Source organism: Paraburkholderia ferrariae NBRC 106233 (assembly GCF_000685035.1).
In the GTDB taxonomy this organism is placed as follows: domain Bacteria; phylum Pseudomonadota; class Gammaproteobacteria; order Burkholderiales; family Burkholderiaceae; genus Paraburkholderia; species Paraburkholderia ferrariae.
This window is the reverse complement of record NZ_BAYB01000031.1, coordinates 91,904-117,100: the sequence shown is the minus strand read 5'-3', so window position 1 is coordinate 117,100 and position 25,197 is coordinate 91,904. Positions and strand designations below refer to the sequence as shown.

General features: G+C 61.7%; 28 protein-coding genes and 3 pseudogenes. 13 read left to right on the top strand and 18 right to left on the bottom strand.

From position 1 onward, the window contains the following. The 10 genes and pseudogenes from BFE01S_RS43505 to BFE01S_RS28635 all read left to right on the top strand — a co-directional run. Positions 1–241: pseudogene (locus tag BFE01S_RS43505) on the top strand (IS3 family transposase); the annotation flags it as partial. 17 nt (positions 242–258) lie between these two features. Further along, positions 259–417: a hypothetical protein gene (locus BFE01S_RS46640; protein ID WP_407668253.1), complete on the top strand. Its 159-nt coding sequence runs from the start codon at positions 259–261 to the stop codon at positions 415–417. Positions 418–866: 449 nt separating this feature from the next. Next, positions 867–1,472: a c-type cytochrome gene (locus tag BFE01S_RS28675; protein WP_042338894.1), complete on the top strand. Its 606-nt coding sequence runs from the start codon at positions 867–869 to the stop codon at positions 1,470–1,472. A gap of 13 nt (positions 1,473–1,485) precedes the next feature. After that, on the top strand, positions 1,486–2,796 hold the full coding sequence (locus BFE01S_RS28670) for a c-type cytochrome (RefSeq protein ID WP_407668252.1): 1,311 nt from the start codon (positions 1,486–1,488) through the stop codon (positions 2,794–2,796). 22 nt (positions 2,797–2,818) lie between these two features. Then, positions 2,819–3,001: a hypothetical protein gene (locus tag BFE01S_RS28665; RefSeq protein WP_028228456.1), complete on the top strand. Its 183-nt coding sequence runs from the start codon at positions 2,819–2,821 to the stop codon at positions 2,999–3,001. A 21-nt stretch (positions 3,002–3,022) separates the two neighbouring features. Beyond that, on the top strand, positions 3,023–3,610 hold the full coding sequence (locus BFE01S_RS28660) for a cupredoxin domain-containing protein (protein WP_042338854.1): 588 nt from the start codon (positions 3,023–3,025) through the stop codon (positions 3,608–3,610). Next, complete coding sequence (locus BFE01S_RS28655; protein WP_028228454.1) at positions 3,600–5,225, top strand: b(o/a)3-type cytochrome-c oxidase subunit 1; 1,626 nt, start codon at positions 3,600–3,602, stop codon at positions 5,223–5,225. Before BFE01S_RS28660 ends, BFE01S_RS28655 begins: the two co-directional genes overlap by 11 nt. After that, positions 5,222–6,004: a c-type cytochrome gene (locus BFE01S_RS28650; RefSeq protein ID WP_028228453.1), complete on the top strand. Its 783-nt coding sequence runs from the start codon at positions 5,222–5,224 to the stop codon at positions 6,002–6,004. Before BFE01S_RS28655 ends, BFE01S_RS28650 begins: the two co-directional genes overlap by 4 nt. 754 nt (positions 6,005–6,758) lie before the next feature. Further along, on the top strand, positions 6,759–7,814 hold the full coding sequence (locus BFE01S_RS40565) for a tyrosine-type recombinase/integrase (protein ID WP_245621218.1): 1,056 nt from the start codon (positions 6,759–6,761) through the stop codon (positions 7,812–7,814). 9 nt (positions 7,815–7,823) lie between these two features. Next, entirely contained in the window at positions 7,824–8,630 is an 807-nt protein-coding gene (locus tag BFE01S_RS28635; RefSeq protein ID WP_028228452.1) for an IS5 family transposase, read from the top strand. On the opposite strand, the pseudogene BFE01S_RS43500 reads toward BFE01S_RS28635, so the two are convergent. The 6 genes and pseudogenes from BFE01S_RS43500 to BFE01S_RS28600 form a co-directional block, all read right to left on the bottom strand. Continuing rightward, positions 8,631–9,290 (bottom strand): annotated as a pseudogene (locus tag BFE01S_RS43500) (IS110 family RNA-guided transposase); the annotation flags it as partial. 640 nt (positions 9,291–9,930) lie between these two features. Beyond that, the gene (locus BFE01S_RS28620; protein ID WP_028228450.1) at positions 9,931–10,251 is read right to left on the bottom strand and encodes a type II toxin-antitoxin system RelE/ParE family toxin; all 321 of its coding nucleotides are present in this window, start codon (positions 10,249–10,251) and stop codon (positions 9,931–9,933) included. Between the two features lie 3 nt (positions 10,252–10,254). Further along, the gene (locus BFE01S_RS28615) at positions 10,255–10,515 is read right to left on the bottom strand and encodes a ribbon-helix-helix domain-containing protein (RefSeq protein ID WP_028228449.1); all 261 of its coding nucleotides are present in this window, start codon (positions 10,513–10,515) and stop codon (positions 10,255–10,257) included. 522 nt (positions 10,516–11,037) lie between these two features. After that, a complete protein-coding gene (locus tag BFE01S_RS40560; RefSeq protein ID WP_042338853.1) occupies positions 11,038–12,072 on the bottom strand; it encodes a carbon-nitrogen hydrolase family protein in 1,035 nt (344 codons plus the stop codon). A 31-nt stretch (positions 12,073–12,103) separates the two neighbouring features. Further along, complete coding sequence (locus BFE01S_RS28605; protein WP_042338851.1) at positions 12,104–13,960, bottom strand: solute symporter family protein; 1,857 nt, start codon at positions 13,958–13,960, stop codon at positions 12,104–12,106. Next, entirely contained in the window at positions 13,950–14,291 is a 342-nt protein-coding gene (locus BFE01S_RS28600; protein WP_028228447.1) for a DUF485 domain-containing protein, read from the bottom strand. The genes BFE01S_RS28605 and BFE01S_RS28600 overlap by 11 nt, the downstream gene beginning before the upstream one ends. A gap of 151 nt (positions 14,292–14,442) precedes the next feature. Between BFE01S_RS28600 and BFE01S_RS28595 the strand changes: the two genes are divergently transcribed. Beyond that, a complete protein-coding gene (locus BFE01S_RS28595) occupies positions 14,443–15,336 on the top strand; it encodes a LysR family transcriptional regulator (protein WP_028228446.1) in 894 nt (297 codons plus the stop codon). 123 nt (positions 15,337–15,459) lie between these two features. Here the strand turns inward: BFE01S_RS28595 and BFE01S_RS46635 are convergent, their stop codons facing one another. The 4 genes and pseudogenes from BFE01S_RS46635 to BFE01S_RS40550 form a co-directional block, all read right to left on the bottom strand. Continuing rightward, on the bottom strand, positions 15,460–15,843 hold the full coding sequence (locus tag BFE01S_RS46635; protein WP_169742676.1) for a 3-hydroxyacyl-CoA dehydrogenase family protein: 384 nt from the start codon (positions 15,841–15,843) through the stop codon (positions 15,460–15,462). Further along, positions 15,756–16,141: pseudogene (locus BFE01S_RS46045) on the bottom strand (3-hydroxyacyl-CoA dehydrogenase NAD-binding domain-containing protein). Before BFE01S_RS46045 ends, BFE01S_RS46635 begins: the two are co-directional and overlap by 88 nt. A gap of 255 nt (positions 16,142–16,396) precedes the next feature. After that, complete coding sequence (locus BFE01S_RS44655) at positions 16,397–16,606, bottom strand: amidase family protein (protein WP_281177414.1); 210 nt, start codon at positions 16,604–16,606, stop codon at positions 16,397–16,399. Between the two features lie 79 nt (positions 16,607–16,685). Next, complete coding sequence (locus BFE01S_RS40550) at positions 16,686–17,447, bottom strand: LysR family transcriptional regulator (protein WP_052421012.1); 762 nt, start codon at positions 17,445–17,447, stop codon at positions 16,686–16,688. A gap of 154 nt (positions 17,448–17,601) precedes the next feature. On the opposite strand from BFE01S_RS40550, the gene BFE01S_RS28575 reads away from it, so the two are divergent. Further along, complete coding sequence (locus BFE01S_RS28575; protein ID WP_028228443.1) at positions 17,602–18,663, top strand: DMT family transporter; 1,062 nt, start codon at positions 17,602–17,604, stop codon at positions 18,661–18,663. A 44-nt stretch (positions 18,664–18,707) separates the two neighbouring features. Next, a complete protein-coding gene (locus BFE01S_RS28570) occupies positions 18,708–19,094 on the top strand; it encodes an SRPBCC family protein (protein WP_028228442.1) in 387 nt (128 codons plus the stop codon). A gap of 33 nt (positions 19,095–19,127) precedes the next feature. On the opposite strand, the gene BFE01S_RS40545 is transcribed toward BFE01S_RS28570, so the two are convergent. From BFE01S_RS40545 to BFE01S_RS28530, 8 genes are all read right to left on the bottom strand, one after another. Next, positions 19,128–19,511: a hypothetical protein gene (locus BFE01S_RS40545; protein ID WP_052421011.1), complete on the bottom strand. Its 384-nt coding sequence runs from the start codon at positions 19,509–19,511 to the stop codon at positions 19,128–19,130. 46 nt (positions 19,512–19,557) lie between these two features. After that, complete coding sequence (locus BFE01S_RS28560; protein WP_028228441.1) at positions 19,558–20,370, bottom strand: hypothetical protein; 813 nt, start codon at positions 20,368–20,370, stop codon at positions 19,558–19,560. A gap of 47 nt (positions 20,371–20,417) precedes the next feature. Then, positions 20,418–21,107 (bottom strand): lytic transglycosylase domain-containing protein, encoded by a 690-nt coding sequence (locus BFE01S_RS42075; protein WP_245621217.1) that lies wholly within the window; start codon positions 21,105–21,107, stop codon positions 20,418–20,420. An 86-nt stretch (positions 21,108–21,193) separates the two neighbouring features. Further along, the gene (locus tag BFE01S_RS28550; RefSeq protein WP_052421009.1) at positions 21,194–22,507 is read right to left on the bottom strand and encodes an OmpA family protein; all 1,314 of its coding nucleotides are present in this window, start codon (positions 22,505–22,507) and stop codon (positions 21,194–21,196) included. A 79-nt stretch (positions 22,508–22,586) separates the two neighbouring features. Continuing rightward, a complete protein-coding gene (locus BFE01S_RS44650; protein WP_028228439.1) occupies positions 22,587–23,219 on the bottom strand; it encodes a hypothetical protein in 633 nt (210 codons plus the stop codon). Positions 23,220–23,222: 3 nt separating this feature from the next. Continuing rightward, complete coding sequence (locus BFE01S_RS28540; RefSeq protein ID WP_028228438.1) at positions 23,223–23,963, bottom strand: TadE/TadG family type IV pilus assembly protein; 741 nt, start codon at positions 23,961–23,963, stop codon at positions 23,223–23,225. Next, positions 23,960–24,316 (bottom strand): DUF192 domain-containing protein, encoded by a 357-nt coding sequence (locus BFE01S_RS28535; RefSeq protein WP_052421008.1) that lies wholly within the window; start codon positions 24,314–24,316, stop codon positions 23,960–23,962. Before BFE01S_RS28535 ends, BFE01S_RS28540 begins: the two co-directional genes overlap by 4 nt. Next, the gene (locus BFE01S_RS28530; protein ID WP_028228436.1) at positions 24,313–25,194 is read right to left on the bottom strand and encodes a type II secretion system F family protein; all 882 of its coding nucleotides are present in this window, start codon (positions 25,192–25,194) and stop codon (positions 24,313–24,315) included. Before BFE01S_RS28530 ends, BFE01S_RS28535 begins: the two co-directional genes overlap by 4 nt. Positions 25,195–25,197 lie beyond the last annotated feature (3 nt).

Below are 25,197 nucleotides of genomic sequence, written 5' to 3'. Positions count from 1 at the left end.
GTCGGGTAAGGACGCGATGGTAACGTCGCGTCCTTACCCGACAAGCGTCAACGGCTATCGTGCGTGGAAGCGCGGCGGCACGCCCGAGCGTCAGCGGCTGACCGATGCGTAGCTGCTCACGTTGATCCAGACGATTCACGCCGAGGTCAAGGGCGCCTACGGCTCGCCGCGAATGACCGAAGAGGTTCGCTCTCGCGGCTACCCAGCCAGCAAAGCACGGGTAGAGCGGTTGATGAGCGCCTTGAGGCCGCCACAAGCATGACGACGGAACTCGTGACCGACGCGCTGACGATGGCATGGTTCCGCCGCCGGCCCGCTGCATCAGCTCGCGTTCGGCTTGCCGTCTCCGAAAGCGTCCGAAAAACCCGCACCGCTCAGTTCGCGATTCTGTTCTGCGACGGCACGACGATCAATTGACCGGCACAGGCAAAGGGAACGACGCATCGCGCTGTGGTGGAACATGGACCCGTTCAAGGCCATGACTCCTTGAACTGCAGATCAAGCGCACTTGATCGCGTTTCCCATGGCCGCAGTCGGCCGCTGCCGCTCTACGGCCTCGATTCCCGCCACGTCCGCGTAGCCAGGACGCATCTTTTCGGGATCCATCAACCGTGCCAAGGAGCAATCCTGTCTGCTTACATTACACGTTAGGCTTTTTTCCGATAATGTGCTAAAAACATTGTGCATCCACTTTCCAGATCGGATGGAGCTTCACATACTATCGAATGAATCTCATCGCGCTTGTGTCGTAATACACCGCAACGAGGGAATCATTGAGTCATCGCATCGTTCTCTTCCTTCTCGCGCTTGCGCTGCCGTGGACGCCGCTCGTTGCAGCGCCACTCGCCGAGCGCGCGCCCGACACGATGCAGGCCCGCGTGATGGGCTGCGCGGCGTGCCACGGCGCGCATGGCGAAGGCACCGACAACGATTACTTCCCGCGTCTCTCAGGCAAGCCCGCGGGTTATCTCTACAACCAGCTCATCGCGTTCCGTGACGGCGGCCGCAGCTATCCGCCGATGAACTATCTGCTCGCCTATCTGCCCGACGCCTACCTCAAGCAGATCGCCGATTTCTTCGCCCAGCAGCATCCGCCCTATCCGCCGCCCGCCACGCCCAAGGCCGACGCCGCCACGCTCGCACTCGGCAAATCGCTCGTGACCAACGGCGCGCCCGAGCGCAACGTGCCCGCCTGCGCGGCCTGCCACGGCGCTGCGCTGACCGGCATGCAGCCCGCGATTCCAGGCCTGCTGGGCCTGCACGCGGAATACATCAGCGCACAACTGGGCGCATTCCGTTACGGCACGCGTCGCGCCGCCAGCCCGGACTGCATGCACGACATCGCCTCGCATCTGGCCGAACACGACATCACGGCCATTGCCGCCTGGCTCGCCGCGCAGCCCGCGCCCGCCGATCCGACGCCCGCTGCGCCCGCACCGCTGCCGCTGGCGTGCGGCAGCGTCCCTCACTAGCCGGGGCCTCGACGTGCGAAAACTTCGATCCCTCATCGCTGCCATCGCTGGCTTCTTCACGCCGCTGGCCGTGTGCCTGGCCATCGCGCTCGATGCGCAGGCCCAGACCGGAGCGCCCTTGGCCAACGCCGCCGACGCCGCCAGCGCGGCGGCCGCCATGCAGATCGCGCGCGGCGAATACCTCGCCCGTGCGGGCGACTGCATTGCCTGCCACACGGTGCCGTCGCAGCAGATATTCGGTGGCGGGCGGCCGATGGAAACGCCGTTCGGCACGCTCTATACGCCGAATATCTCTTCGGACAAGACCGATGGCATCGGCGCCTGGAATGCCGATGAGTTTTACCGCATGCTGCACGAAGGCAAGTCGCGCGACGGCACCCTGCTCTATCCGGCGATGCCGTTCGCCTCGTACACCAAGGTCACGCGCGCCGATTCCGATGCGATCTACGCCTATCTGATGTCCACGCAGCCCGTGCATCAGCCCAATCGCGCGCACGCGCTGCGCTTTCCGTACAACCAGCGCTCGCTGCTGATCGGCTGGCGCGCGCTGTTCTTCCGCGCCGGCGAATTCAAGCCCGATCCGAAACAATCGGTCGAATGGAATCGCGGCGCGTATCTGGTCGACGGGCTCGGGCACTGCACCATGTGCCACACGGAAATCAACGCGCTGGGCGGCAATTCAGCCTCGAAGGAATTCCAGGGTGGTCTGATTCCGCTGCAGAACTGGTACGCGCCATCGCTCACCTCGAACAAGGAAGCGGGACTGGGCGACTGGAGCATCGACGATATCGTCGATCTGCTGCACGCGGGCGTGTCGAATCGCGGCGCGGTCTACGGGCCGATGGCCGAAGTCGTCTACGACAGCTTCCAGTACCTCACCGAAGACGACGTGCGCGCGGTGGCCGTCTATCTGAAGTCGCTGCCGGGACATTCGAACGAAGTCGATAAATCGCCCAAGAGCCAGTTCGTCAACGAAGAAGCAAACCGCCTCGCGCCGCTCGGCAAGAAGATTTACGAGGCGCAGTGCGCCGTCTGCCACGCGACCGAAGGCCAGGGCAAGCTGCCACATTTCCCGCCGCTGGCGAACAACCAGTCGATCCAGATGAATTCGGCGGTGAATCCCATCCGCATGGTGCTCAATGGCGGCTATGCGCCGGGCACGAAAAAAAATCCGATGCCCTATGGCATGCCGCCATTCGCACAGTCGCTCTCGGACGAGGAAGTGGCCGCCGTGGTCACCTATATCCGCACGGCGTGGGGCAATCACGGTGCGCCGGTGTCGGTGAAGGAAGTCAATGCGCTGCGCTCCGCGCCGCTGTTCTGACCTGTATTGAAGCGAGGCCGCGATGATCGAAACACCCGTTCCCGAGCAGCCTGGCGAGCGCCCGCAACACGAGCAGGTCGACGAGATCGTGCGACAGGGCCCAAGCGGCGCGCTCGCGCTCGCCGGAACCGCGACCGCCATCGTGGCGGCGATCTGGTTTGCGTTCTACTTTCTCGTGTTCCTGCCTCGCGGCGTGATCCAGTAAAGCCCTTTCGCACATCGACCCATGTCCACGCATCCAACCGATCCTCACGGCAGTCATGCCAGCGCCGAAGTGGCCGCGCGCGTGGAGCGCCGCTGGGCCATGCTCATGGTGGCGCTCGTTCTCGTGCTGGTGGCGATGGTGATTTTCACCGGCCTGCACTGGGCCATGATGCCGCCGTCGCGCGTCGAAACCATCAATCCGGAAACGCTGCACGTCTCGGGCGAATTCGTCGAAACCAATCTCGGCAGCGCGCTCGAACCCGACGGCTCCGTCACGGTGCGCGTGCTGGCGCAGCAGTATTCGTTCACGCCGCAATGCATTGTGGTGCCCGCGGGCGTGCCCATTACCTTCCGCGCCACCAGTGCCGACGTCGTGCACGGCTTTCTCGTCACTGACACCAACCTCAATTCGATGGTCGAACCGGGCTACGTCTCCACCTTCCGCACCACCTTCGCCCAGCCCGGCGATCATTTGATGCCTTGCCACGAGTATTGCGGCGTGGGCCATCAGGGCATGTGGGCACACGTGAAGGTGGTCGAGCGCGATGCCTTCATGCAGATGGCGGCACTGCCGGAGAACCATTCGGGGAGACTGAGCTGTGTTAAATAACAAGCGACTCGTGCTCGCCCACTTCTGGCTCGCTTTCATTCTGTTCGGCGTGGCGCTGCTGCTGGGCGCGTGGCAGATGCTGGTGCGCAGCCCGCTGCATCCGTGGCTTAAGGATCCCGAACTTTATTATCGGTCCGTCACCGAACACGGCACCGTGATGGGCTACGCGTTTCCCACGCTGATCGCCATGGGCTTCGGTTATGCGGTGAGCGAACTCGCGCTCAAGCGCCCCTTGGTGGGCGTGCGCTTCGCATGGCTCGGCTTCATCCTGCTCACGCTGGGCGCAGTGACCGCTTCGGTGCCCGTCGCACTCGGACGTGCATCGGTGCTCTACACCTTCTATCCGCCGATGATCGGCAACGTGTTCTATTACCTCGGCGTGGTGCTGGTGGTGGTGGGATCGTGGGTATGGGTCGCGCTGATGAGCGTGAATCTCGCCGCCTGGAAGCGCGAGAATCGCGGCAAGCCCATTCCGCTGGCGATGTTCGCCACCACGGCGGGCGCGTACCTGTGGGGCTGGACCGCTGTGGGCGCAGCTATCGAAGTGCTGTTCCAGATCCTGCCCGTGGCCTTCGGCTGGCGCAACACCATCGACGCGGGCCTCGCGCGCGTGTTCTTTTCGTGGACGCTGCACGCCATCGTCTACTTCTGGCTGATGCCCGCGTACATCGCCTACTACACCATCATTCCGCGCGCGATCGGCGGACGGCTCTATAGCGATTCGATGGCGCGCATCTCGTTTATCCTGTTCCTGGTCGTGGCGATGCCGATTGGTCTGCATCACCTCTTCACCGATCCGCAGGTGGGCTCGGGCTTCAAGTTCCTGCAATCGGTATTCACGGCGCTCGTGGCCGTGCCCACGCTCCTGACTGTGTTCACGATCTGCGCGTCGGTGGAAATCGCCGGACGGCTGCGCGGCGGCAAGGGCACCTTCGGCTGGATCGCGAAGCTGCCCTGGCACAACCCGCAGATGCTCGCGCTGGCGTTTTCATTCGTGATGCTGGGCTTTGGCGGCGCGGGCGGCCTCATCAACATGAGCTACCAGCTCGATCAACCAATCCACAATACCCAGTGGATCACAGGCCATTTCCATCTGATCTATGGCGGCGCAATCGTCATCATGTATTTCGCCATTGCCTACGACCTGTGGCCGCAACTCACGGGCCGTGCGCTCACCAACTGGCGGCTGATGCGCTGGCAGTTGTGGCTGTGGTTCATCGGCATGATCGTGACGACGTTCCCGTGGCATCTGGTCGGCCTGATGGGCATGCCGCGCCGCATGGCTTATTTCGATTACAGCGATCCCGCGCTCGCGGCGCAGGCGAATCTCGTGACGATCTCGGCAATCGGCGGGCTGATTCTCGTGATTTCCGCCGTGCTATTTTTCGTGGTGCTACTGCAAGGCCATCGCAGCGCCGCGCAACCTGCCGAAAACTACCGCTTCAGCACGCCGGTGCATGAGTCACCCAGGCTGCCCGTGGCGCTCAACAGCTTCGCGTTGTGGATCGTGCTGATGGTCGCGCTCACGGTGGCGAACTACGGCTACCCGATTGCGCAACTGCTCGCGACGCCGGATACGGCCGTGCCCGCCATCCCGATCGGAGCGCCGCGATGAGCGACGAACGCCTGTTCTCGTTACGCAACGTCTGGTTCCGCGCGAGCGTCGGCGCGACGTTATTCGTGCTGGTGGTCGCCGCGCTGATCGGCTTCGTGTGGCTGCCTTCCGCGCAAACCGACCCGCAATTTCAGGGTGTCTGGAACGCCATCTGCAGCGCCGCGGGCGTGCCGCGCCAGTGGTATCAGGCAAGCGCGACGGTCTCGCCCGGCTACAAGGTCAGCACAGTCGAGCTCGCGCCGCATATGCTCGACGGCGCGTCCGCGCTGTCGATCGGACGCGGCGCCACACTCTCGTTGCGCTGCACGATGTGCCACGGCCCGCAAGGCAGGAGCGAGGCGAATTCGCCAAATCTCGCCGGGCAATATGCCAGCGTGGTCTACAAGGAACTGCTCGATTTCCAGAGCGGCGCGCGCCAGAGCGCGGTGATGTCGCCAATGGCGCAGCATCTTTCCGATCAGGACATGCGCGATCTGGCGGCTTATTACGCCTCGCTCGAACCCGTCACGCACCTGCGTGGCGATGCGCCCGCGATTGTCGTGCTCGGTGCTCCCATGCGCAACATTCCCGCCTGCGCCGCCTGTCACGGCGGCGTGGACAGCAAGGTGGGAAGCCCGTGGCTCGACGGTCTGTCCGCCGCCTACACGAAGGCGCAACTCATGGCGTTTGCAAACGGCACCCGCCACAACGATATCTCCGGACAGATGCGCAACATCGCGCGCAACATGACCGCCGAGGAAATCGATGCTGCCGCGGCGTGGTACTCGCAGGGGCAATAACCCCGACTGGGGGCCGATAGAAATGCCGGTAACGCCTGCTAGTTACAGGAGGCGTCGTCAGAAGTGTGATTCGCGGTACGACGGGGAAGTTTGGCAGACCCTACCTACAGCTTCCGGACAGCTTCGCGCAAATGACGTCTGTGTGGCGACCAATCTGCCAGTGAGCCACACTGCTAACGCAGACTCGACGCTCTTTTACCGTCATAACTTGCCTGACGGAAGAGTCGTTGCGAGATTTTCGAGCCGGGCAACCAGATCGTCTGCCTAGCGTTCCAGAATTCGCTCGCGCGGCCATTCGGACGTGAGTTTCCGGATCCTCGCCTTCCAATAGGCCGGGTCACTGACCGGCCCTCGCATCGAGAGATAAGCCCTCGTCAGCTCCAGCAAGGTGACCGCCGCCTTGATATGCGACAGGTCACGCTCCATTTCAAGATACGAGCGCGGAGGGTGATTTTTCACAATTCACGAATGGTAAGGTTGTTCGACGACGAATGCTGCCTGCCAGTACTGGCCAACAACTTGATCTACAACCAGTTCTATTGCGGTTCAGCAGGAGTCTTGACGTATTAACGAAATAACTAAGCCCATGATTTACAAATGGTTTTATGAGTCACCCCGGGTCGCAATGGATCACTCCGTCGGGCCCCAGGTTGGTAGCTAGACTGGTAGCTGGAGCGCCACGCATACTCCGCGTAACAATCCACCCTTGTCTCGCATCATGCCACGCCTACACTACGCCCTTGACGAGCTGCAGTTGCGCCGCTGGCTCGCGGCCGGTAAGCCCATCGCCCGCGCCGACGGTGACGGCCTCACCTTTACGCTTTCGGATACCCGCACCGCAACCTGGGTACTTCGCTATAGCCGCGGCAGCCGTCGGCGCGAAGTTACCCTAGGCAACTACCCCGCGCTCACACTTGCCGAAGCCCGGAAGAAAACCCGTGCTCTCCGTGCCCGAATCGATGCCGGCAAAGATCCAGCAACCGACCGGAAAATTGCAAAGGCGCGCGTGCACGCCGCCATGACCATCAGCAAGCTCTGCGACGACTTTGCCGAAAATCGCTTCCCACATCTCTCAGAGTCCTCAGTGAAGCAGTACCGATGGCTAATTGCCAAGGTCATCAAACCTGCAATTGGCTCACTCGACGTTCACATCGTCAGGCCTTCCGACATCGTATACATGATCGAGCACAGCGGACGCCCATGGTCAATCTGCAGGCTCCTCCTCGGCCTGAGCCGCGAAATCTTCGCACATGCAGTTGGAAAGCGGCTCATCGACGCCAATCCAGCCACAGGTATCGACCTCAAGGCTGTCAAAGGGGAGCAGCCACCGAAATGCCGACGTGTAATGCTCATGGAGGATGAACTGCGCAAGTTGCTGCCGGGTATTGATGACCGGCTCGGCCGTCAGGACGGCCTGATGTTCCGGATCGTACTCGCAACGTGTGTGCGCCAGTCGGAACTCATCCGGTCGAAAAAATCGTCCATCGATCTCGAACGCGGCGCATGGCGTGTCTACGCTGGAACGACCAAGACCCGGCAGGAATTTCTCGTCCCACTCGTGCCTCTGGTTACACGCTGGATGAGCGAGTTGATAGATATGGCAGGCGAATCCGAATGGTTATGTCCCGCGCGAAGCCCGCGCAACCGTAACGGTCACGTCGGCCGCAGCCAGCTGCAACATGCTGTCCGGCGTGCGTTCGAACGGGGGGATTTCGACGTTCGCCGCTTCACACCGCACGACACGCGCAGCACCGCCAAGGGACATCTGCGCAACCTAGAGGTGTTAGGCACTTGCGTTCAAACCTGGTAACCTGGCGGAATGACCGAGCGCAAACCCTACCCGACGGATGTATCGGACGAGGAGTGGAGCTTCGCCGCTCCGTATCTGACGTTGATGCATGAAGACGCGCCGCAGCGTCGATACGAACTGCGCGAAATGTTTAACGCGCTGCGCTGGATGGCGCGAGCCGGTGCATCGTGGCGCATGTTGCCAACCAATTTTCCGCCGTGGGAATTGGTCTATCAGCAAACGCAACGCTGGCTGAGCGCCGGATGCTTCGAGGCGATGGTGAGCGACCTGCGTTCGGTGCTGCGCGTGGCGCAGGAGCGGCAAGGCCAGCCCAGTGCGGTCATCCTGGATGGGCGCACGCTGCAATCGACGTGCGAAAGCGGCCCACGCGCTGGTTACGACGGCTACAAGCGCAAGCGTGGCAGCAAGGTTCACATGGCCGTTGATACGCTGGGCAATTTGCTGGCTGTTCACATTACGCCCGCCAACGAGCAGGAGCGCGCGCAGGTGGCCGAGCTTGCCCGTCAGGTTCAGTTGGTAACGGGCCAGACAGTGACGCTGGCGTTTGCTGACCAGGGCTATACAGGCGAGGATGCGGCACAGGCCGCGCGTGACGAAGGCATTGATCTGCAGGTCATCAAGCTGCCCGAAGCGAAAAAGGGCTTCGTGCTGCTGCCGCGTCGCTGGGTCGTCGAGCGCAGCTTCGGCTGGCTCAATCGGTTCCGGCGACTGGCGCGCGACTATGAACGTCTGCCCGAAACCCTCGCAGGCCTGCATTTCGTCGTCTTCGCCATGCTTATGCTTGTTCATGCCGCACCGATTATCCAGAGTGCCTAACACGCCGCGCAACTGCATCAGCCTCTTGCTGCGCGCATCCTCACGCGCTATCCCGGCGATCGCACGATCGTATTCGAGCAGGCGATCCTCGATATGGCCGGCATGCTCAAGCAGATCGCTGATGCTACGCTTCGCCCAGCCTGGCAACGTGTCCAGATGTTCGGTGATATACCTGCGCAACTTCTCCGGGCTCTGTGGCAGCACTACGCCGAATTCCGAGAGCAGGCCTCGCAACCGGTTGTAGGTCGCGGTCCTCTCTTCGACGAAACCTTGTCGTGTCCGATGCAGGCAAAGTGTCGCCTGCTGATGTTCGTCCTTCAGCGGCACGAAACGCATGGTCGGACGCGTCACCGCTTCGCAGATCGCAGCAGCATCCGCCGCGTCATTCTTGCCGCGCTTGCCCGACATGCGATATGGCGCCACAAGGTTGGGCGCCATGAGCTTGACTGTATGGCCGTGCTGCTGGAACAGGCGCGCCCAGTGATGTGCGCCGGAGCACGCTTCCATCCCGATAAGGCACGCTGGCAACTGCGCGATCAAGGTCACCAGTTGATCGCGCGGCACACGCGGCTTGATCAGCGTCGCTTTACCGGTTTCGTCCACACCGTGAACGGCAAATACATTCTTGGCAAGATCGATTCCAATAGTGACAATAGGCATGGACTTCCCCTCTCGCTGGTGTCGATGAACGTTCGCACCTTCATCCTGGCACATTGATGCCGACTCGCGGCTTCCGCCGCAGCCTCGGGACGGGGAAGTCCCTTTCATTCTCTAGGGTTCTCACGCGAGATCAGTGAGATCGCCCTCAATCACAAACTGCCCGGTATCGAAGACATTTACGATGTTCGTGACGAAATACCGGAGCGGCGAGCCGCGATGGAAGCATGGGCCAAGTTCATTGAGCATTGCTGTAACAACCCTGCGCCAGATGAGGGCAGCCTTACAAGCGCGTCTAAGGTGATCCCGTTCCGGCAACGCAGTGTTGCCTGATTTTTCGGGATTCGTTATCTGCCCGCCACACGCAACGGCCGAAATGAAAAAGCGTTCTCGCTACAACAGGGCGACGGAGGGATCCTGAATCTCTCCGCAAGGCCCTGTACCATGGGCTGCCACGCAAACTGCGCGTCGCCAACCCATACTCATAACCATATCCGAAACGCCCCGCGACTTTCCCGGTACACGGTCCCGGAAGACAGTCACAGTCACTGCAGGCGGTCGCGCGGCACCTGGGCCACAGACTGTTCGGTGCCAGGCGCGGTTCTACCCGATCTCCGCGTCGTCGGTGTTCCCAACGCCGCCGTTAGAGGCCGAAGTCTTCATGGAAACGCTCGATCTGGTGCATGCGCTCGTGCAGAATCGTAACGATGCCAATGTCGCCGTTGGAAAGGTGGCGCCAGTAGACGACATGGCGTTCGTAGCGAAAAAAGTAACCTTGAACACCGAATGCTGCGGGAATCGGACGCGACGTTGTGTGATGACTGGCGATCCCCCCAAAGGCATGGAACAGTCCGGAAATGTACCGCTCGGCCTGCTGCGCGCCCCAGCGATCACGCGTGTAGCGGTAGATCTCGTCCAGCCGGAAAGACGCCGCATCCTGGATGCGGACCTGAACGCTGGACATACCCTATGACGCCTGGTTGCGCGCAATCACATCGGCAGCCGTCAATGGCTTGTACGACGATTCGGGTGCTGCATACGCGTGGGCCAGTTCAGCCTTGAGTCGATCGAATGCCTCCGCTTCCTTGCGCTCCTTGTCGCGACGAATCAGATCGCGGACATACTCACTGACGTTCTCATAGGCACCATTTTCGCCGACATTCGCGGCAACGAAATCGCTAAGCGGACCGCTGAGGCGAACCGTCATGGTCGTAGGGGTACGGGGCATGGTCCACTCCTGATACAGTTATCGTATTCAATATACTCAAAAATGAATACGCGTGCAACCGAAAATCTTGCGGTTCGCCGGACTTGGGACGACAGACCGCGACTCTCCCGATTCGCCCCTCCTTTCCTGCCGTTGACGAGCTCCCTACTCAAATGGTTGCAATATGATGTACACGGGAACATAGCGGGGGCTTAAACAGTACCGCAGGCTCTTCAGCTTTCGAACTTGACGATCCGCATGTATCCAGCTACTCGGCAACCGGATCGGGTAGCGGAGACGTCGCCCCTCCCTCACGATCGTCCTGCTCCCCCACAAAATACGTCATCACGCTGTCCCGAGATCCACGTTTGCCTGCCTGCTCATCGGTCAGGTTTCATGCTGGCGTGCCCGGTCGGGACTATCCCAATTTCTCGCAGGTCTCGGTCGATGAATGAGATGGCACTCGAGGACACAGAACTGAATGACGCTCTGATGTATAGGCCGCTGATAGGGAAACAACGGCCCGTAAACGCCATCTTCGCGTTAGTCTTCGATAGGTAGAACAGAAGCATCCTCGCTTCGTGAGGCCCCCCTTTGGGAGACCTCACGCCACGAAACCGGTTCAAGACGCTCCCGATTCACCGCAAGCGAGAACACGTCAAATCGATTGTAATAGCCAACGACATCGTGAAATTGCTTGGGCTCTACGCAGCGATTCAAGTCGAACTCCGCGTATGCGATGCCCTCTTCGTCCTTGAGCATGTCGCCAATCTGGCTGCCCGTCGGATCCACGAACATTGTTGCAGCGCGTGGCGAGCCATCGAGCACCTCCGCAGCAGCAGGGTCTCTCGCGACGAGGAAATCGCGCATCTCGCTGTCCATGAAGCCGGCACAAATGATTCCAAATGCCTTGGCCTCGAACGAGTGTGCTCCCGCACGCAATCGGTTCGCTGCAACGTTGTCGAAGTTGGCACCTGTCGATGGGCGGCGCGTCGGCCACAGCGCCGGCCAGCTGGAAATATGAATCTGTTCACCTTGTGCGATTAGCGAGTATCGCGCGAGCGGGTTCGTGTTCTCTCCACAGATTAGCCCTCCAATTCGGCCGATTCGAGTATCGGCGACCTGCAATCCAGCGCCATCGCCCGCCGCCCACACCAGCTTCTCGTAGAACGTCGGCACGAGCTTACGATGGTGATTGATGATGACGCCACGGTCATCGATGAGAACATTTGAGTTCCAGAGACAGCCGACACTCGCTCGGGACCGTTCACTGAAGCCCAGCGACACAAACACACCACAGCGTTGCGCCTCCGCCGCAATCTCCGCAATCTCGGCGCTGTCCATGTAAAGGCTCTCCCCGGCGAAACGCTCGAAGAGGTCGTGATTGTCGATCGGTGCCCAAAGCGATGCCCAGACAGGAAACGCTGGAATGTAAGACTCTGGAAACGCAATAAGTTGCGCTCCGTTACGACTGGCTTCACGGATAAACGACACCGCCTTCGCAACCGTCTCGGTTTTGTTGAGGAACACAGGAGCTGCGTGGATCGCAGCAACTTTCACAAAAGGAAGGTAAGGCATATTTTTACTCTCTCGTGCTGACGTTGACTGGTTAGTGATCAATCGCTGTAGCCGCGCCGATTCCCGTTTCGCGTCTCACGACAAGTTCGGCCCATCGCGAGCGGGCACCCGCATCACGAGTCATGAGCGAAACAAGAATGACGAGCAGAAATCCGACAGGGATGGAGAGGATGCCCGGGTTGCGCAACGTGATAAGCGGTTCACGCAGACCCACGATACTCGTCGCGTCCACCGGGATGGCCTGTGCAATCGACAGAGCTTGGTTACGCTCCAGCAGAAGCTTCTGGCGCGCCTCCTCTCCCGTTGCTGCCGGCAATTTCGCTTCAATGTGCTGTGCGGTGGTCATCGCTTGCTGCCGAGCTAGCGCCGGATACGTCATGTTTGGCGAGACGAGCACGAGTGCGATGGCCACAAGCGTTCCTCCGACAATCCCGACAATGACGCCTTGGGTCGTAGTTCGACGCCAATACAGCGTCAGTACAAGCGCCGGGAGGTTGGCCGAGGCCGCGACGGCATATCCCAACCCAACTAGCTGCGCTACGTTCTGCCCGCGTTCGAGGATGCTCACAGCAATCGCAATCGCGCCCACAACAAGCGTCGCAATCCGGGCAGCTGTCACCTGCTCGCGTTCGGTAGCGTGTCCATTTCTCACAGCGCCGACATACACGTCATGCGCGATCGACGAGGCCGCTGCCAACGTCAGGCCCGCCACCACCGCGACGATGGTCGCAAATGCCACAGCTGCGATGAACGCGAGCATCAGATCTCCACCTATACTACCGGGACCGCCCGTCAACGCCTGCGCAAGGAGCGGCGCTGCCAGGTTACCGCCTTTGTCCATGGCGGATATCAATGGTGCGCCCACGAAGTAGGCAGCGGCGAATCCAATCACCACGATGAAGAGATGACACGCACCGATACCAAGCATCGCCCACATTACCGAGTGCCGCGCCGCCTTCGCATCCTTCACGGTGAAGAAGCGCATCAAAATATGCGGCATCGCTGCGGTGCCGAGTACAAGAGCCAGACCAAGCGAAAACAGCTCGAGTGGCTTGTTCAAAAAGAGGCCCGGTTCCAGAAAGCGCCACCCCAGTTCGTCACCTGTCAGCCCTTTTACTGTGGCCATTTGCGCGACATGCGATTGGACGAACTGGCTGTGGACGATTGCATCCATGAAGCTCGGCACCTGGAATCCGAATGGTAGCCAAGCGAGCACCACGAGAACGAAGGATGCTCCAATGAGCAGCACGGCCTTGATCACCTGTACCCACGTCGTCGCCTTCATGCCTCCGCAGCCGACGTAGATCAGCATCAGCGCGCCGACACCTACAACTGAAACGTTGTAGTCGATACCCACGAGTGCACGAACAATGACCGCGCCGCCGACGATCTGCGGAATCATGTACGCGAGTGCAACAACGACGCTGGACACTGCCGACACGGCTTTCGTCGAACGGAAGCTGTTTCGCATCGTAAGCACATCGCCAATCGTATATTTCCCGAGATTCCGGCAGGGCTCCGCAATAAATAGCAGGACTGGAATGAAGGCCGCGAAGAAGCCCACTAGATAGATCATTCCGTCGAATCCGTATAGCGAAATGAGACCCGATGCACCGAGAAACGCAGCAGCAGAGAGGTAGTCTCCTGCGATTGCGAGTCCGTTTTTTGCTGGTCCGATCCCGCCGCCTGCCGTATAGAAATCCCCCGCCGTCCGGTTGCTTCGCGACGCAAACCATGTAATCAGCAGTGTCGACGCGATAACAAGACCAAATACGATGAATGTCAGGAAATGGTGGGTGATCGTCGAGTTCCCCACTTCCGCCGCGAACACCAGACCGGGCGTCGCTGCTACGGTCAAAACAGGACCGAGCAGATGCTTAGTACGCATGGCTCTGCTCCCCTACAGTAGCAACTGGCGCCGTCTGTTGCTTGACATCCGCAGACGCCTTATCGATTTGCGCGGTGCGCCGCAGAAACACGTATGCGATTACGCCTCCAAACGGATATTGCGAAACCACAAAGATTGTCCCAATGTTGATGCCCGGCATCAGTCGAATCTTGAAGAACTCCGGCGCCCAAGCGATCAATGCCGGGATGGAAAAATAGTAAACGGCCGCTAGCAGGCCAAGCCCAAGAACGGTGTTCCTGCGTTTGCGCGCAAGGAACCTGAAGCGTTCGCTCGCAAGTACCCCTTCCCAGTCAACGTCGGTTCCAGGCATCTGTTTCTCCCGTCGAGATGAGGAGCCGGGCACCCCCCGGCAACTAAAACCAAGTTTACGGATGCCACGTTCATCGGCGAACTGGAAAAGAATCTCTGGCCTGTGCAATTTTGCACAGCGACAATGGGACGCCCACTAACGGAGGATTCCCGTGAATATCAATCATCTCGACTGGAACGACCTTCGGGTTTTCCTGACGGTCGCTCGAGCGGGGAACCTGTCGAAAGCGGGGCGCATCCTCGGGATGGACCACGCAACGGTTGGAAGGCGCATTTCAGCGCTCGAATTCGCGCTTGAGACGCCGGTCTTCGAGCGAGACCGCCAAGGCTATCGCCTGAACGCTCAAGGACGCGAGATGCTGGAATACGTGGAGGTCATCGAAGCGAATATCCTGACGCTCAGTGATACGATGGGGGGCGCCCAGCCGGGGCTCTCCGGCCACGTGCGTATTGCCACAATGGAAGGTATCGCCTCTCTCTATCTGAGCGAGCAATTCGTTGAGTTTCGGCGGCGTCAGCCAGGTATTACCATCGAGCTCGTAACCTCGTCAAACGACGTCCGAATCTCCCATCGGGAGGCAGATCTCTTCATCGGCTTTTTCGAGCCACGAGGTAGCAACCTGAAGATAGAGAAAATCGGCCAGTTTCAGCTGCATCTGTACGCCCATCCCGACTACCTTGCGATTAAGGGTATTCCCGAGGTCGCATCCGACCTCCCCGACCATACGTTCGTTGGTTACATCGATGAGCTAATTCAGCTTGATGCAGTTCGCTGGCTGGATGACGCAATCTCGAATCCGACTATCGGCTTCCGTTCGACGAGCATGCTCTCACAAATGTTTTCTGCCGCTGCAGGCGGTGGGATCGTCATGCTGCCAACCTTCTCCAAGGCAGAGCGCTTCGGTCTCGTACCAATCATGACAGACGAAATTCCCGTCCTCCGCGACGTGTGGATAAGTGCGCATCAGTATCTGCAACGGGTACCTCGCATCCGCGCGGTTGCCTCGTTCCTTACCGAGATCATGGCGCGAGACTATCCGTCGTGATCTCGGCACGCCAAGGAGCGCGTCAGGGCCAAAACCGGGATATCACGCGATTGCTCTCGAAAAGAACCGCGTGGCGCTGTATATGCTCATTGCAATTCGTGCCTTTTCCAACGCGACCCACTCCTACGAGCCCTCCGATAGGAACGTTAACAGCCGTTCGTCGCGCCAGCGAACGCGGTTTTCCCAGTCGGCGAGCTCAAGCAACGCTCGACGTTGCCGACTGACCTCGGCAACCAAATCAGGTGTCCAAGGGTCGTACTGCCCTCGCTCCGCGCCCATACGCTCGTCCCATTTTCTGAGCATGCGACTCGATGCCGCCCGAGTCTTCAGGCCAACCGTTTCGAACGGTCCAATCACACTCCACACTCCAGCGGCGCACGAGCCCAGCAGAACGATATCGTCAATGTCGGCAACTGAGGCTACTCCGTTATGCACCAGACAGGATACTTCGCGTAACAGTGCGCCTTGCAGCCGGTTAAAGACAAAATCTTCGACCTCGCGTCGCACCAGAATGGGTCTGAGACGCGCGCGTAGAGCTCGGTGGCTCGATCTACATATTGCTCCGACGTAAAGCTCGACGGCACGACCTTGATTACGGGCAACAAAAACGGCGGGTTCGCGGGATGCCCGACAAGCATTCGCTCCCTTCGGTAATCTTGCTAGGGTAAATTGCGGAGGTTGAACTAGCCAAAACCGCGTCTGACCGCGCAACGGTGGCAGCTCGCGCGAACAATTCCCGTTTTAACGCAAGTTGCTCTGGAACGCACTCCCGGACAAGCCCAGCACCCGAGACCGTCCCGTCCAGTTTTACATGCCATAGTGGCAGTCAATCCGCTCGGACCAAAACCTGTTGGAACATGGACGCAGGGATTTCCGAGGAGTGTCCAGAAACGACCGAATATCGGGTCGCCGGTATAACCTATGCTAACGGGCGCGTTGCCCAGCACTCGGCACGATCTGAACATCGAATGAATCGAAAGAGGACCTTATCGCTTGCCGCGCCTCCCCTGCTTCTTCAAGAAACGCAACATAACCATTTCCACCGAGAGCCGCACCAACCTCAAGCACGGACAAAAGAGGCTAGCATAAGCTCGTCGCTATGCTTCATCGCCTCAGGAGCAAGCGCAAGCAAGGTTTCAAATTCACGAGTGCCCGTAACGAGGGAAGCGTTATCCACGCTTCTGGCAAGCACGCCTACCGTATCGAGGCTCGGGGAAAACAACTTCGCACCAACGGTTGGCAGTGTATTGAGGGTTGGTTTGTAGCCCAAGACCCCGCATTAAGCAGCCGACCAAACCATGGATGTTGCTGTCTGGGTCACAAAAGCGTGGTGGGCGCATGCACGCCGGTTACAGCAGCGAGCCTGAGCATTCCAGCCAGCAGCTGTCAGGTCGTCGTGTCGAGGTGATGCCCAGCCCCGCCACCGCGGCCGCCACGGCCCCCTCGTTCTCGTTGACCCAGAAGTGCGGTTCGAGATCGAGCGCGACCTCCTCCTCGCCGCGGCTGAAGATCCACGCGCTGGAAACGTCGGCAGCCGGGCCGCCCACGATGCGATGCGCGTTCAGGGCGTCGGGCGTGGCCGGCGTGCCGTTCTGCGCGAGATAGCCGGGCGAGGCGACCACGAAGCGCGCAATGGTGGTAACGAGCCGGGCGGTGGCCGACGAATCGCCCAGCCGCCCAAGCCGGAACGCCACATCCACGGCTTCCTTCACGAAGTCGCGCGGGCGGTCGCCCACCAGCATCTGGATGCGCAGATCCGGGTGCTGCACGGCGAACGGCGCGAGGCGCGGAATCACCTCGCGCACGGCGATGCTCGCCGGCATGCTCATGCGCAGCGTGCCACGCAGGTCGGCGCCTTCGCGCAGGCTCTGCTGCGCGTCGTCGAGGGCGGCGAGAATGCCGTCGAGCCGGGCGAGGAACTCGGCACCCGCCTCGGTAGGCACGACCGCGCGCGTCGTGCGCGAAAGCAGCCGCACGCCCAGCTCGCTCTCGAGGTCGGCGACAATGCGCGACACCTGCGATTGCGACATGCCCCATTCGCGCGCGGCGGCCGAAAAGCTGCCTAGGCGCGCCACGCGGGTGTACAGGCGAAGCGAAAGAATATCCTTCACGGCGACGCTCTTTCCAGGAGCCGAAACTGCCACAGGCTAGCCGATTGATGCGCCGCGCGCAAACATGAACAAGCACCGGCATACGGCCGAATCCAGCGCCCGGCCCCGGCGTGCGAGCGCGTAAAATGCGCAGATCCTCCTTTGCCTTCCCGCCATGAAGCACCACCAGAACGCCATTTTTCAGGCACTCGCCGCCGCCGCGCTCTTCGGTGCGACCACGCCGTTCGCCAAAGCGCTGCTCGGCACGCTGCCGCCGTTCATGGTCGCAGGGCTGTTCTATCTGGGCAGCGGCGTTGGGCTCGCGCTCCTGATCGCCCTGCGCCGCAGCCGCCGCAAGGCGGGCGCGCCGGCAGCCGAAAGTGCACTGAAGGTTAGCGAACTCCCCTGGCTCGCCGGCGCGATCGCCGCGGGCGGCGTAGCGGGGCCTGCCTTGCTGATGCTGGGCCTGAGCAGCACCCCCGCTGCCACGAGTTCCCTGCTGCTCAACCTGGAGGGCGTGTTCACGGCGCTGATCGCGTGGCTCTGCTTCCGCGAAAACGTGGATACGCAAATCTTTCTCGGCATGCTCGCCATCGTTGCGGGCGGTGTCCTGCTGTCGTGGCCCGCTTCGCATGCGGGCTTTGCGCCCGGTGCGCTGCTCGTCGCCGCCGCGTGCCTGTGCTGGGCGATCGACAACAACCTCACGCGCAAGGTGTCCACCAACGACGCCATGGTGATCGCCTGCCTGAAGGGCATTGTCGCGGGACCGGTCAATCTGGGCATCGCGCTGATTTCCGGCGCGCACTGGCCCGCCGCGGGCACCTTGGCGAGCGCAATGATCGTGGGCTTCGCGGGCTATGGCGTAAGCCTCGTGCTTTTCGTGGTGGCTCTGCGCGACCTCGGCACGGCGCGCACCGGCGCCTACTTCTCCGTTGCGCCGCTCTTCGGCGTGGCGATTTCGTTGCTCCTGTGGCCCGAGCACCCCGCCGACACGTTCTGGCTCGCGGGCGCGCTCATGGCGCTCGGCGTTTGGCTGCATGTCCGCGAACGGCACGAGCACGACCACACGCACGAAGCGCTCGATCACGCGCACCGGCACCGTCACGACGCCCATCACCAGCACGAACACGACTTCGACTGGGACGGCACCGAACCCCATAGCCACGCTCACCGCCACGCACCCATCACCCACCGTCACGCGCATTACCCGGACGTGCATCACCGCCACTCGCACTGAGCGCGAGCGGCCATGCACGGACGGGCATGCGGGGAGAGACCGCCATGACGACCGTCGTCCGTGAAGTCACACTCGATATCGATGCCGCGCGCGCGTGGGACGCGCTGCGCGATCCCGGCAATGTCGGCAAGGTGTTTGCGGGCGTGCTGGTCGATGCCGTTCTCGACGGCGACCTGCGCACCGTGACGTTTGCCGGCGGGACGGTGGTGCAGGAGCGCGTGGTCGCGATCGACGACGCGCGCATGCGGATTGCCTACACCGTCTGCGGCGATCGCTTCGAGCACCATCACGCATCGATTCAGGTCTTCCAGGAAGCGGCCGGGCGATGCCGGCTCGTCTGGATCAGCGATTTCCTGCCGGATGCACGGCGCGAAGTGGTTGAGCCGCTCATGGACGCCGGTTGCGCAGCGATCGTACGCAACGTGCGTTGAGCAGTGTTGAGGCCGCTATCGCGCGCTACGCGCTCACGACTTCATCTGCTGCTGCATGTCGCTACAAATGGCGGCTTTCTGCTGTTCGTATTCCTTAGGATTGCTCGCCTTCATCTGCTGCATGCCGTTGACGGACTGCGCGGCCTGTTGCCAGCCCGATTTCCAGTCCTTCTCGAAGTCAGGATCCTGAGCAAACTTTTTGCTCGCCGAGGTCTTGTAGTTCGACACGGTCGAGACATCGATATTGCATACCTCCTGGGCTACGCGCGCATTGGTGGCGGAGAATTGCACGCCCATCTTCGCGAGCTTCTGTGGATCCTGGCTCTGCGCGTGCGCGACGCCCGAGCCAAGTGCGAAAGCCGCTGCCGCAACCAGGGCAACGGGAGCGCTGAACAGCGTGTCAGTGAAAGTTTTCATCGGCGTATCCTCGATTCTTTTGTTGGAGTGGAAACAGGGGCGCGTCTCAGTGCACTCCGCTAACGGTAAGCGTAATCGTTCTGCCGTTCACGGTCGTATCCTGGCGCATCACGAGACCCGTGGCCGGGCAGAAATGATCGACCACGTGTGACTTCATCGAAAGGTTGGCCATGTGCCCCATCAACTGCGCATTGTCGGCCTGGGTGCTGCGGTCGTAGGTCACGGGCCAGCACACGATCGTCCCCACCGCGGTCGGCAATTGCTCCTGCTTGCCAACCACCTTGTCGCTCGTCACCGTGACGAACTTCGGCACGCTCATGCTGCCTACGGCCTGCCCGCCATTCGCGGGCGTGCCCGACATCGCCCCTTCCGTGCGTGTGCCCGCGATACGCTGACCTTCGCTCGTGATCTCGCCCACATAGCTCAGGACACCCGTGGTCTGCGACGAGAGTGCGGCGCCGAAGCTGGCCATGCCGCTCGTGCCGTGCAGGGCGCCGGTATTCTTCTGTGCGGCAGCAGTGGCTTTGCCATCGGCAATCTCGAAGCCGAAGTCCGATTCGCTTTGCATGGGCTGGCCGCCCATCGACATCTTCATCACCGCATGCACCTGACCGTTACAGTTGTTACCGTCGCGTTTCGAAAACTGCGTGACCGTGTAGGTCATCGAGCGCTGGCCGGGTGCGAGCGTGCTGGTGTATCCGCCACCCTCATGCATCCAGGGTGCATCGCAGGCGGCCGCGGCATACACGTGCGTCCCGGTTGCCGCCCCCACGGCAGCCAGCGCCGCCGTCAACGCGCAGCGCAGCAGGCGCCCCTTGCGCGCTGCGCTCGAAAGGGTAGGACGGTTGCTGTCGTGCATGATTCGTTCTCCGCTTGAATAGTGAAACACGCATCCTGGCGGCCACCTCAGGGTGCGTCAATAGCCTGGCGATACTCGGTCAGCGTCATATGTAACGTCGTGCGCCCCGCCGGCGCCACGTCATACTGCGGGCCGAAGAGCGTCCGGAAAGCTGCATAACGCGAGAGAACGCGCGGCACGTAGGCCTCGGTTTCGGCGTAGGGCGGGATGCCGCCATAGCTGCGCACACTGGATTCTCCCGCGTTGTAAGCGGCCAGCGCGTAGGGCAGATTGCCGGAGAATTGCTGGAGCAACTGGCCGAGATACAACGTGCCGGCCGCCACGTTCTGCACCGGATCGTTCGCATCCGATACGCCGAATCGCATGGCGGTGGCCGGCATCAACTGCATCAATCCCCGTGCGCCCGCGGACGAAAGGGCATTGCGGTTGAAACCGGATTCCACGTCGATCACCGCGGCCACAAGCGCCGGATCCACATTCGTGACATGCGAAACCGCGCGAATGATCGGCTCCACCGTCGCGTAGTTGCAGTCCGTGCAGGCGGGCGTATGCGCAAGCGCCCCCGGCAACGCAAACGGCGGGGATGCCGTGGTGAGCCGCGCACCGCTCAGCACGACACCGCGTGCCTTCGGCTTGTCTTCCGTCGTGGCTTGCTGGAAGGAAGCCGGTACGACGGAGCGCATGGCCGCGGGCACGCCGCTCTCTGCCTGCCCGCGCCCGCCAACGATATAAATCACACCGCCTGCGCACGCGGAAATGCTCGTGCCGGATAAAGCCAGGCCGAGTCCCATTCCCGCAGCGGCAACGACAGTGCGAGCGTACCTCATTGCTTGACGAGTTCGACGCGCCGGTTCTGCGCACGTAACACATCGCTCGTATTGGGAACAAGCGGCTGCGTTGAGCCATAGCCCTTTGCCGTCAGCGAGTTGGTCACGCCAGCGCCCTTCAGATACTCGGCGACTGCCTCGGCGCGCGCCTGCGACAGCGCCATGTTGTGCGCATCGCCGCCCGTCGAGTCGGTGTGTCCGCCCACCTCGATCTTCCAGTCCGCATGCTGCTTCAGCAACGCTGCCACGCGATCGAGCACCGGCTTCGCATCGGCGCGCAGGGTACTCTTGTCGAGGTCGAAGTTCACGCCATAGAGCTGGACATGACCCGTCTGCTCCAGTTGCGAGGCCACGGCGCCGCCGGCCTGCCCAGTGGAATCGCACGTGAGCCGTGACGGGCCGACCCGTTCGCCCGCACTCTCCGCGACACTCGAGAACGTATGCGCGTCGGCCTTGAAGAGCGCCGAGAACACCTGCTTGCCGTCCGGGCTGAATACCATGATGCCCGGCATGCTCGTGTTCGACTGCTGCTCGTTGCGTGTGAGCCTGAGGTAGCCGCCTTGATCGACCCCGCCGACGATAGTCCCCAGCACCTGGGCAACGCGAATGGGATCGCTGCCCTGCGATTCGAAGTAGCAACCCTCGACACCCGCGCCGTTCTGCTCAAGCAGAACGTAACCGCTCGAGCCGAAGTTCAGCGGGAAATGATAGAGACCGGCCACCTGCCGCACCGACGCCGCCGCACCCGGCGTGCCATAGGCAGAGAAGCGCGAGAGGCCTATTCCATAGGGTGCCTCGTCCGGCGTGGACGAAAGCGTCAGCCGCAGAAAGCGTGCCGTCACTGGCTGCTGCAGCGGCGCACGCAGCACGACGCCAGGCCCCACGGTATCGGCGCCGGGAAAATCGGCGTCATAGGCGGTGCTCCACGGACCGTTCGCGCTTGCCGCGGTCTCGACCTTCACGTGATGCGGCGTCACCTTGAGCTGCGGACTGCTGACGAAAGCAAGCGAGTTGATCTGGGCATCGCCAGGCAGCGCGAGCACGAGTTCGTAGTGATTGCCGTTGGCCTGGATGCCCGGCGAATCCGGCACACCATCCACGAGCCGGAACCAGTCGGTATCGTTCTGGCCGACGGCAAACGCGCCGGCGCTCAGGCTCGCCACGTCGGTCTGCGGGGCGTCGTTGGCAGCGGTGTCGCTGGCAGGCGCGGCCGATGCGGCGTCGGCGGGCGCCGCGTCCACCGACGCTGCCGTTGCGGGCGCAACGGGTACGCTATTCGCTTCGTCGTGCTTGCGATGACAGCCCGCCATCAGCAGCGTCGCAGCGGCGACAAGGGTAAAGACGCTCGATCGGCGAGAGGTAAGAACGGTACCTGACGGTAGGGTCAATTTATTGTGCTCCTGATTGCTGGGCATGCGTAAGGATGTGTATCTCGTCGAGATCGGTCCGGATACGCGCCTGCAGTTGGTCCAGTTGAATCCGGCTCGCGCCACTGCGCCTGGCGGCATCGAATCCGGCGAGTGCGTCCTTGAGGTCGGCCTGGGCTTGCGCGCGCTGCGCGTTGACCAGTTGATGCGCGCTGTTGTCCGCCTGTTCGTTCGCCGTGCCGTCCGCGTTTAACAGGTTTGCGCGCAACCGGTGGTCGCCGCGCACATCGTCTGCGAGCATACCCGGATCGCCGGCGGACAGTGTCGCATTCATCGGGGCATGCTGGTGCGAGAGGCGCGATTGTATGCTGGACGCATTGCCGGGCGAGCCTGCGGATGCGGGCCCGGCAGCGGCATCCGGTGCGGGCGCGGTTGCCGGCACCGGCGTACCCGGTTTGAGCGTGCGCGACGTGATGATCTCCACGCCGTCTTCGTGTTGCACGGTCACCGTCTGCATTGCCGCGACCGGAATGGCCGCAGCGGCAACAGGCGCAATCACCTGCGCATGCGCAGACGCGCAGAGCGAGAGGGCAAGCGCCACCCAGCCGCCGGTACGCCCGTGGCGGATCACGCGCGCGTTGTTCCGCTCGCGCATCGATCAGCCTCCGCGATAGGGCGATTGCATCCGCACGATCGCCTCGGACTCGATCGGAATGCGGAAGTCGCCCGATACGGCTGAATAACCGTAGCAGCTGTTCATTTTCGTCGGCAAGCCGAGTCCGCCTGAGTTGCCGGTCGAGTAGATGTTGCTGATGCCGTTCACCAGATAGAAGATGACGCGGTTGATGAATGGCACATACAGGTCGTAGCAATACGTGACGCTGATCTTCAACAAGTTGGCATCCTGGATCGAGAGGCCCGAACTCGATCCGGTTTGCGTGTTTCGGTACATGAGCGTGTCGTTCGGGATTTCGGTTACCGTCTTGCCGGCGTAGTAGTTGCTGCGCCCGAAGTCCGATAGCGCCGCCCCGGTGGGACTGATGACCGTCAATGTGGTAATGCCGGGGTTGCGCGCCTCGATCGTGGCGGTCGCGACAGCCATCTGCTGCGTCGCGAGGCCCGTCGAATGAGCGAAGAGCGGTGCGATGCCGCGCCCGAAGCCGTTGAGCATCGCGGTTTTCCCGCCATTCTCCACCGCACCGGCGCGTGCCGCCATCAACGTCGCATAGTTCACCGTACTTTTTGCCTGGTACAGTAGCGCGAACTGGATCAGCCCGAGGCACAGCAAAAGCAGTACCGGCAGCGCGATGATGAACTCGGTGGCCGACTGGCCGCGCTGCCTCCGCCTGTTCCCCGCACGAACTTTCCGTAAGCATGACTGACGATACGCTTGCCTCATCTCGCCTCCTGCGCGTCGATCTGCAGTTGCAGGCCAGGCACGAGACCCAACGCCGCGCCGCGCCCCGCCTGCAGTTCGAGCACGGCGGCTGCGCGCCAATGCGCACACAACCGCCGCGGGCGCACATGATCGCGTATGCCCAGAATCCGGTATTCCCGGTCGACGAACACCACGTCGATGGGAACGTGCATGAACCAGGTATGAACCGAATTGCAGGGGCGAATGAGTAGCGCATCGTGCTCCGCGATCGACCGGCGCCCCATCCATCCTTTCATGCGATCGAACATGCCGGTGGCGAGGCGAAGGTCGAGCGCGAGCGGCCTGCCTTGCGCCGAAATACGCGCGGCCTTCAAAGCAGCCCCTCCTGCATGAACTTCATCACGATAGGAAAGCCGAGCACGATGAAGGTGATCGGGAAGATGAATACCACGAGCGGAAAGATCAGCTTGACCGGCGCTTCCATGGCCTGTTTCTCGGCACGCTGGAAGCGCTCGGTACGGCGCTGCTCCGACTGGAATCGCAGCGTCGTCGCAATGCTGCCGCCCATGCGCTCCGACTGGACCACCGAGCTCACGAAGTTGGTCACTTCGCGAATCTGGAGGCGGTCGTCCATGCGGCGCAGAGCATCCGCGCGCGGCAGACCCGACTTCAGGTCGCGTAGCACATGTTCGAACTCGCGTTTGAGCGGCCCGGCCGGGCCCTTGCTCACCGCCTGCGTGAGCGCGCCGTTCAGGTTCAGCCCTGCTTCCATACTGAGTGTCAGAAAGTCGAGATACACCGGTAACTGCTTCTCCACCTGCTTGACGGTACGGGTGCGGATATCGCGCAGCCACAGGCGGGGCAGCAGCGAGCCCAGCAAGCCGGCAGCGAGCGGCAGCACCAGGCTGTCGCTGCCGAGCCAGTGCTCCACGAGGAGCGCCAGGGCGAACGCAATCACTGCTGCGACCAGCGACAGCGAAATGAACTGGCGCGCCGAAAGCAGATAACTGCGCCCGGTCAACTGCAGTTGAAGTTCGACATGCTTCACCACGCCGGCCGGATACAACCTCCCGAAATGGAAGTCGAGAAAGCGCACCAGCGGCCAGAGCACGCGTAGCGGCGTCGAAAGCGGATCGAGAAACTCCCGGTCTTCGCCCGGCACCCGCCTGCCGAGCACCGAGAGCGACCGAACTATGACGCCCAGAAACAGGATGAGCCCCAAAAACAGACCGAAAGCGAGAACGGTGGATATAGA

Excerpts from the sequence above, each read along its gene's own strand:
- BFE01S_RS28665 (WP_028228456.1), top strand. The coding sequence starts at position 2,819 with ATGATCGAAACACCCGTTCCCGAGCAGCCTGGCGAGCGCCCGCAACAC.
- BFE01S_RS28620 (WP_028228450.1), bottom strand. The coding sequence starts at position 10,251 with ATGTCCAGCGTTCAGGTCCGCATCCAGGATGCGGCGTCTTTCCGGCTG.
- BFE01S_RS28575 (WP_028228443.1), top strand. The coding sequence starts at position 17,602 with ATGAAGCACCACCAGAACGCCATTTTTCAGGCACTCGCCGCCGCCGCG.
- BFE01S_RS28560 (WP_028228441.1), bottom strand. The coding sequence starts at position 20,370 with ATGCACGACAGCAACCGTCCTACCCTTTCGAGCGCAGCGCGCAAGGGG.
- BFE01S_RS28635 (WP_028228452.1), top strand. The coding sequence starts at position 7,824 with ATGACCGAGCGCAAACCCTACCCGACGGATGTATCGGACGAGGAGTGG.
- BFE01S_RS28570 (WP_028228442.1), top strand. The coding sequence starts at position 18,708 with ATGACGACCGTCGTCCGTGAAGTCACACTCGATATCGATGCCGCGCGC.
- BFE01S_RS28605 (WP_042338851.1), bottom strand. The coding sequence starts at position 13,960 with ATGCGTACTAAGCATCTGCTCGGTCCTGTTTTGACCGTAGCAGCGACG.
- BFE01S_RS46640 (WP_407668253.1), top strand. The coding sequence starts at position 259 with ATGACGACGGAACTCGTGACCGACGCGCTGACGATGGCATGGTTCCGC.
- BFE01S_RS28650 (WP_028228453.1), top strand. The coding sequence starts at position 5,222 with ATGAGCGACGAACGCCTGTTCTCGTTACGCAACGTCTGGTTCCGCGCG.
- BFE01S_RS40560 (WP_042338853.1), bottom strand. The coding sequence starts at position 12,072 with ATGCCTTACCTTCCTTTTGTGAAAGTTGCTGCGATCCACGCAGCTCCT.
- BFE01S_RS28675 (WP_042338894.1), top strand. The coding sequence starts at position 867 with ATGCAGGCCCGCGTGATGGGCTGCGCGGCGTGCCACGGCGCGCATGGC.
- BFE01S_RS28660 (WP_042338854.1), top strand. The coding sequence starts at position 3,023 with ATGTCCACGCATCCAACCGATCCTCACGGCAGTCATGCCAGCGCCGAA.
- BFE01S_RS44650 (WP_028228439.1), bottom strand. The coding sequence starts at position 23,219 with ATGCGCGAGCGGAACAACGCGCGCGTGATCCGCCACGGGCGTACCGGC.
- BFE01S_RS28600 (WP_028228447.1), bottom strand. The coding sequence starts at position 14,291 with ATGCCTGGAACCGACGTTGACTGGGAAGGGGTACTTGCGAGCGAACGC.
- BFE01S_RS28540 (WP_028228438.1), bottom strand. The coding sequence starts at position 23,963 with ATGAGGCAAGCGTATCGTCAGTCATGCTTACGGAAAGTTCGTGCGGGG.
- BFE01S_RS28550 (WP_052421009.1), bottom strand. The coding sequence starts at position 22,507 with ATGGCGGGCTGTCATCGCAAGCACGACGAAGCGAATAGCGTACCCGTT.
- BFE01S_RS40545 (WP_052421011.1), bottom strand. The coding sequence starts at position 19,511 with ATGAAAACTTTCACTGACACGCTGTTCAGCGCTCCCGTTGCCCTGGTT.
- BFE01S_RS28615 (WP_028228449.1), bottom strand. The coding sequence starts at position 10,515 with ATGCCCCGTACCCCTACGACCATGACGGTTCGCCTCAGCGGTCCGCTT.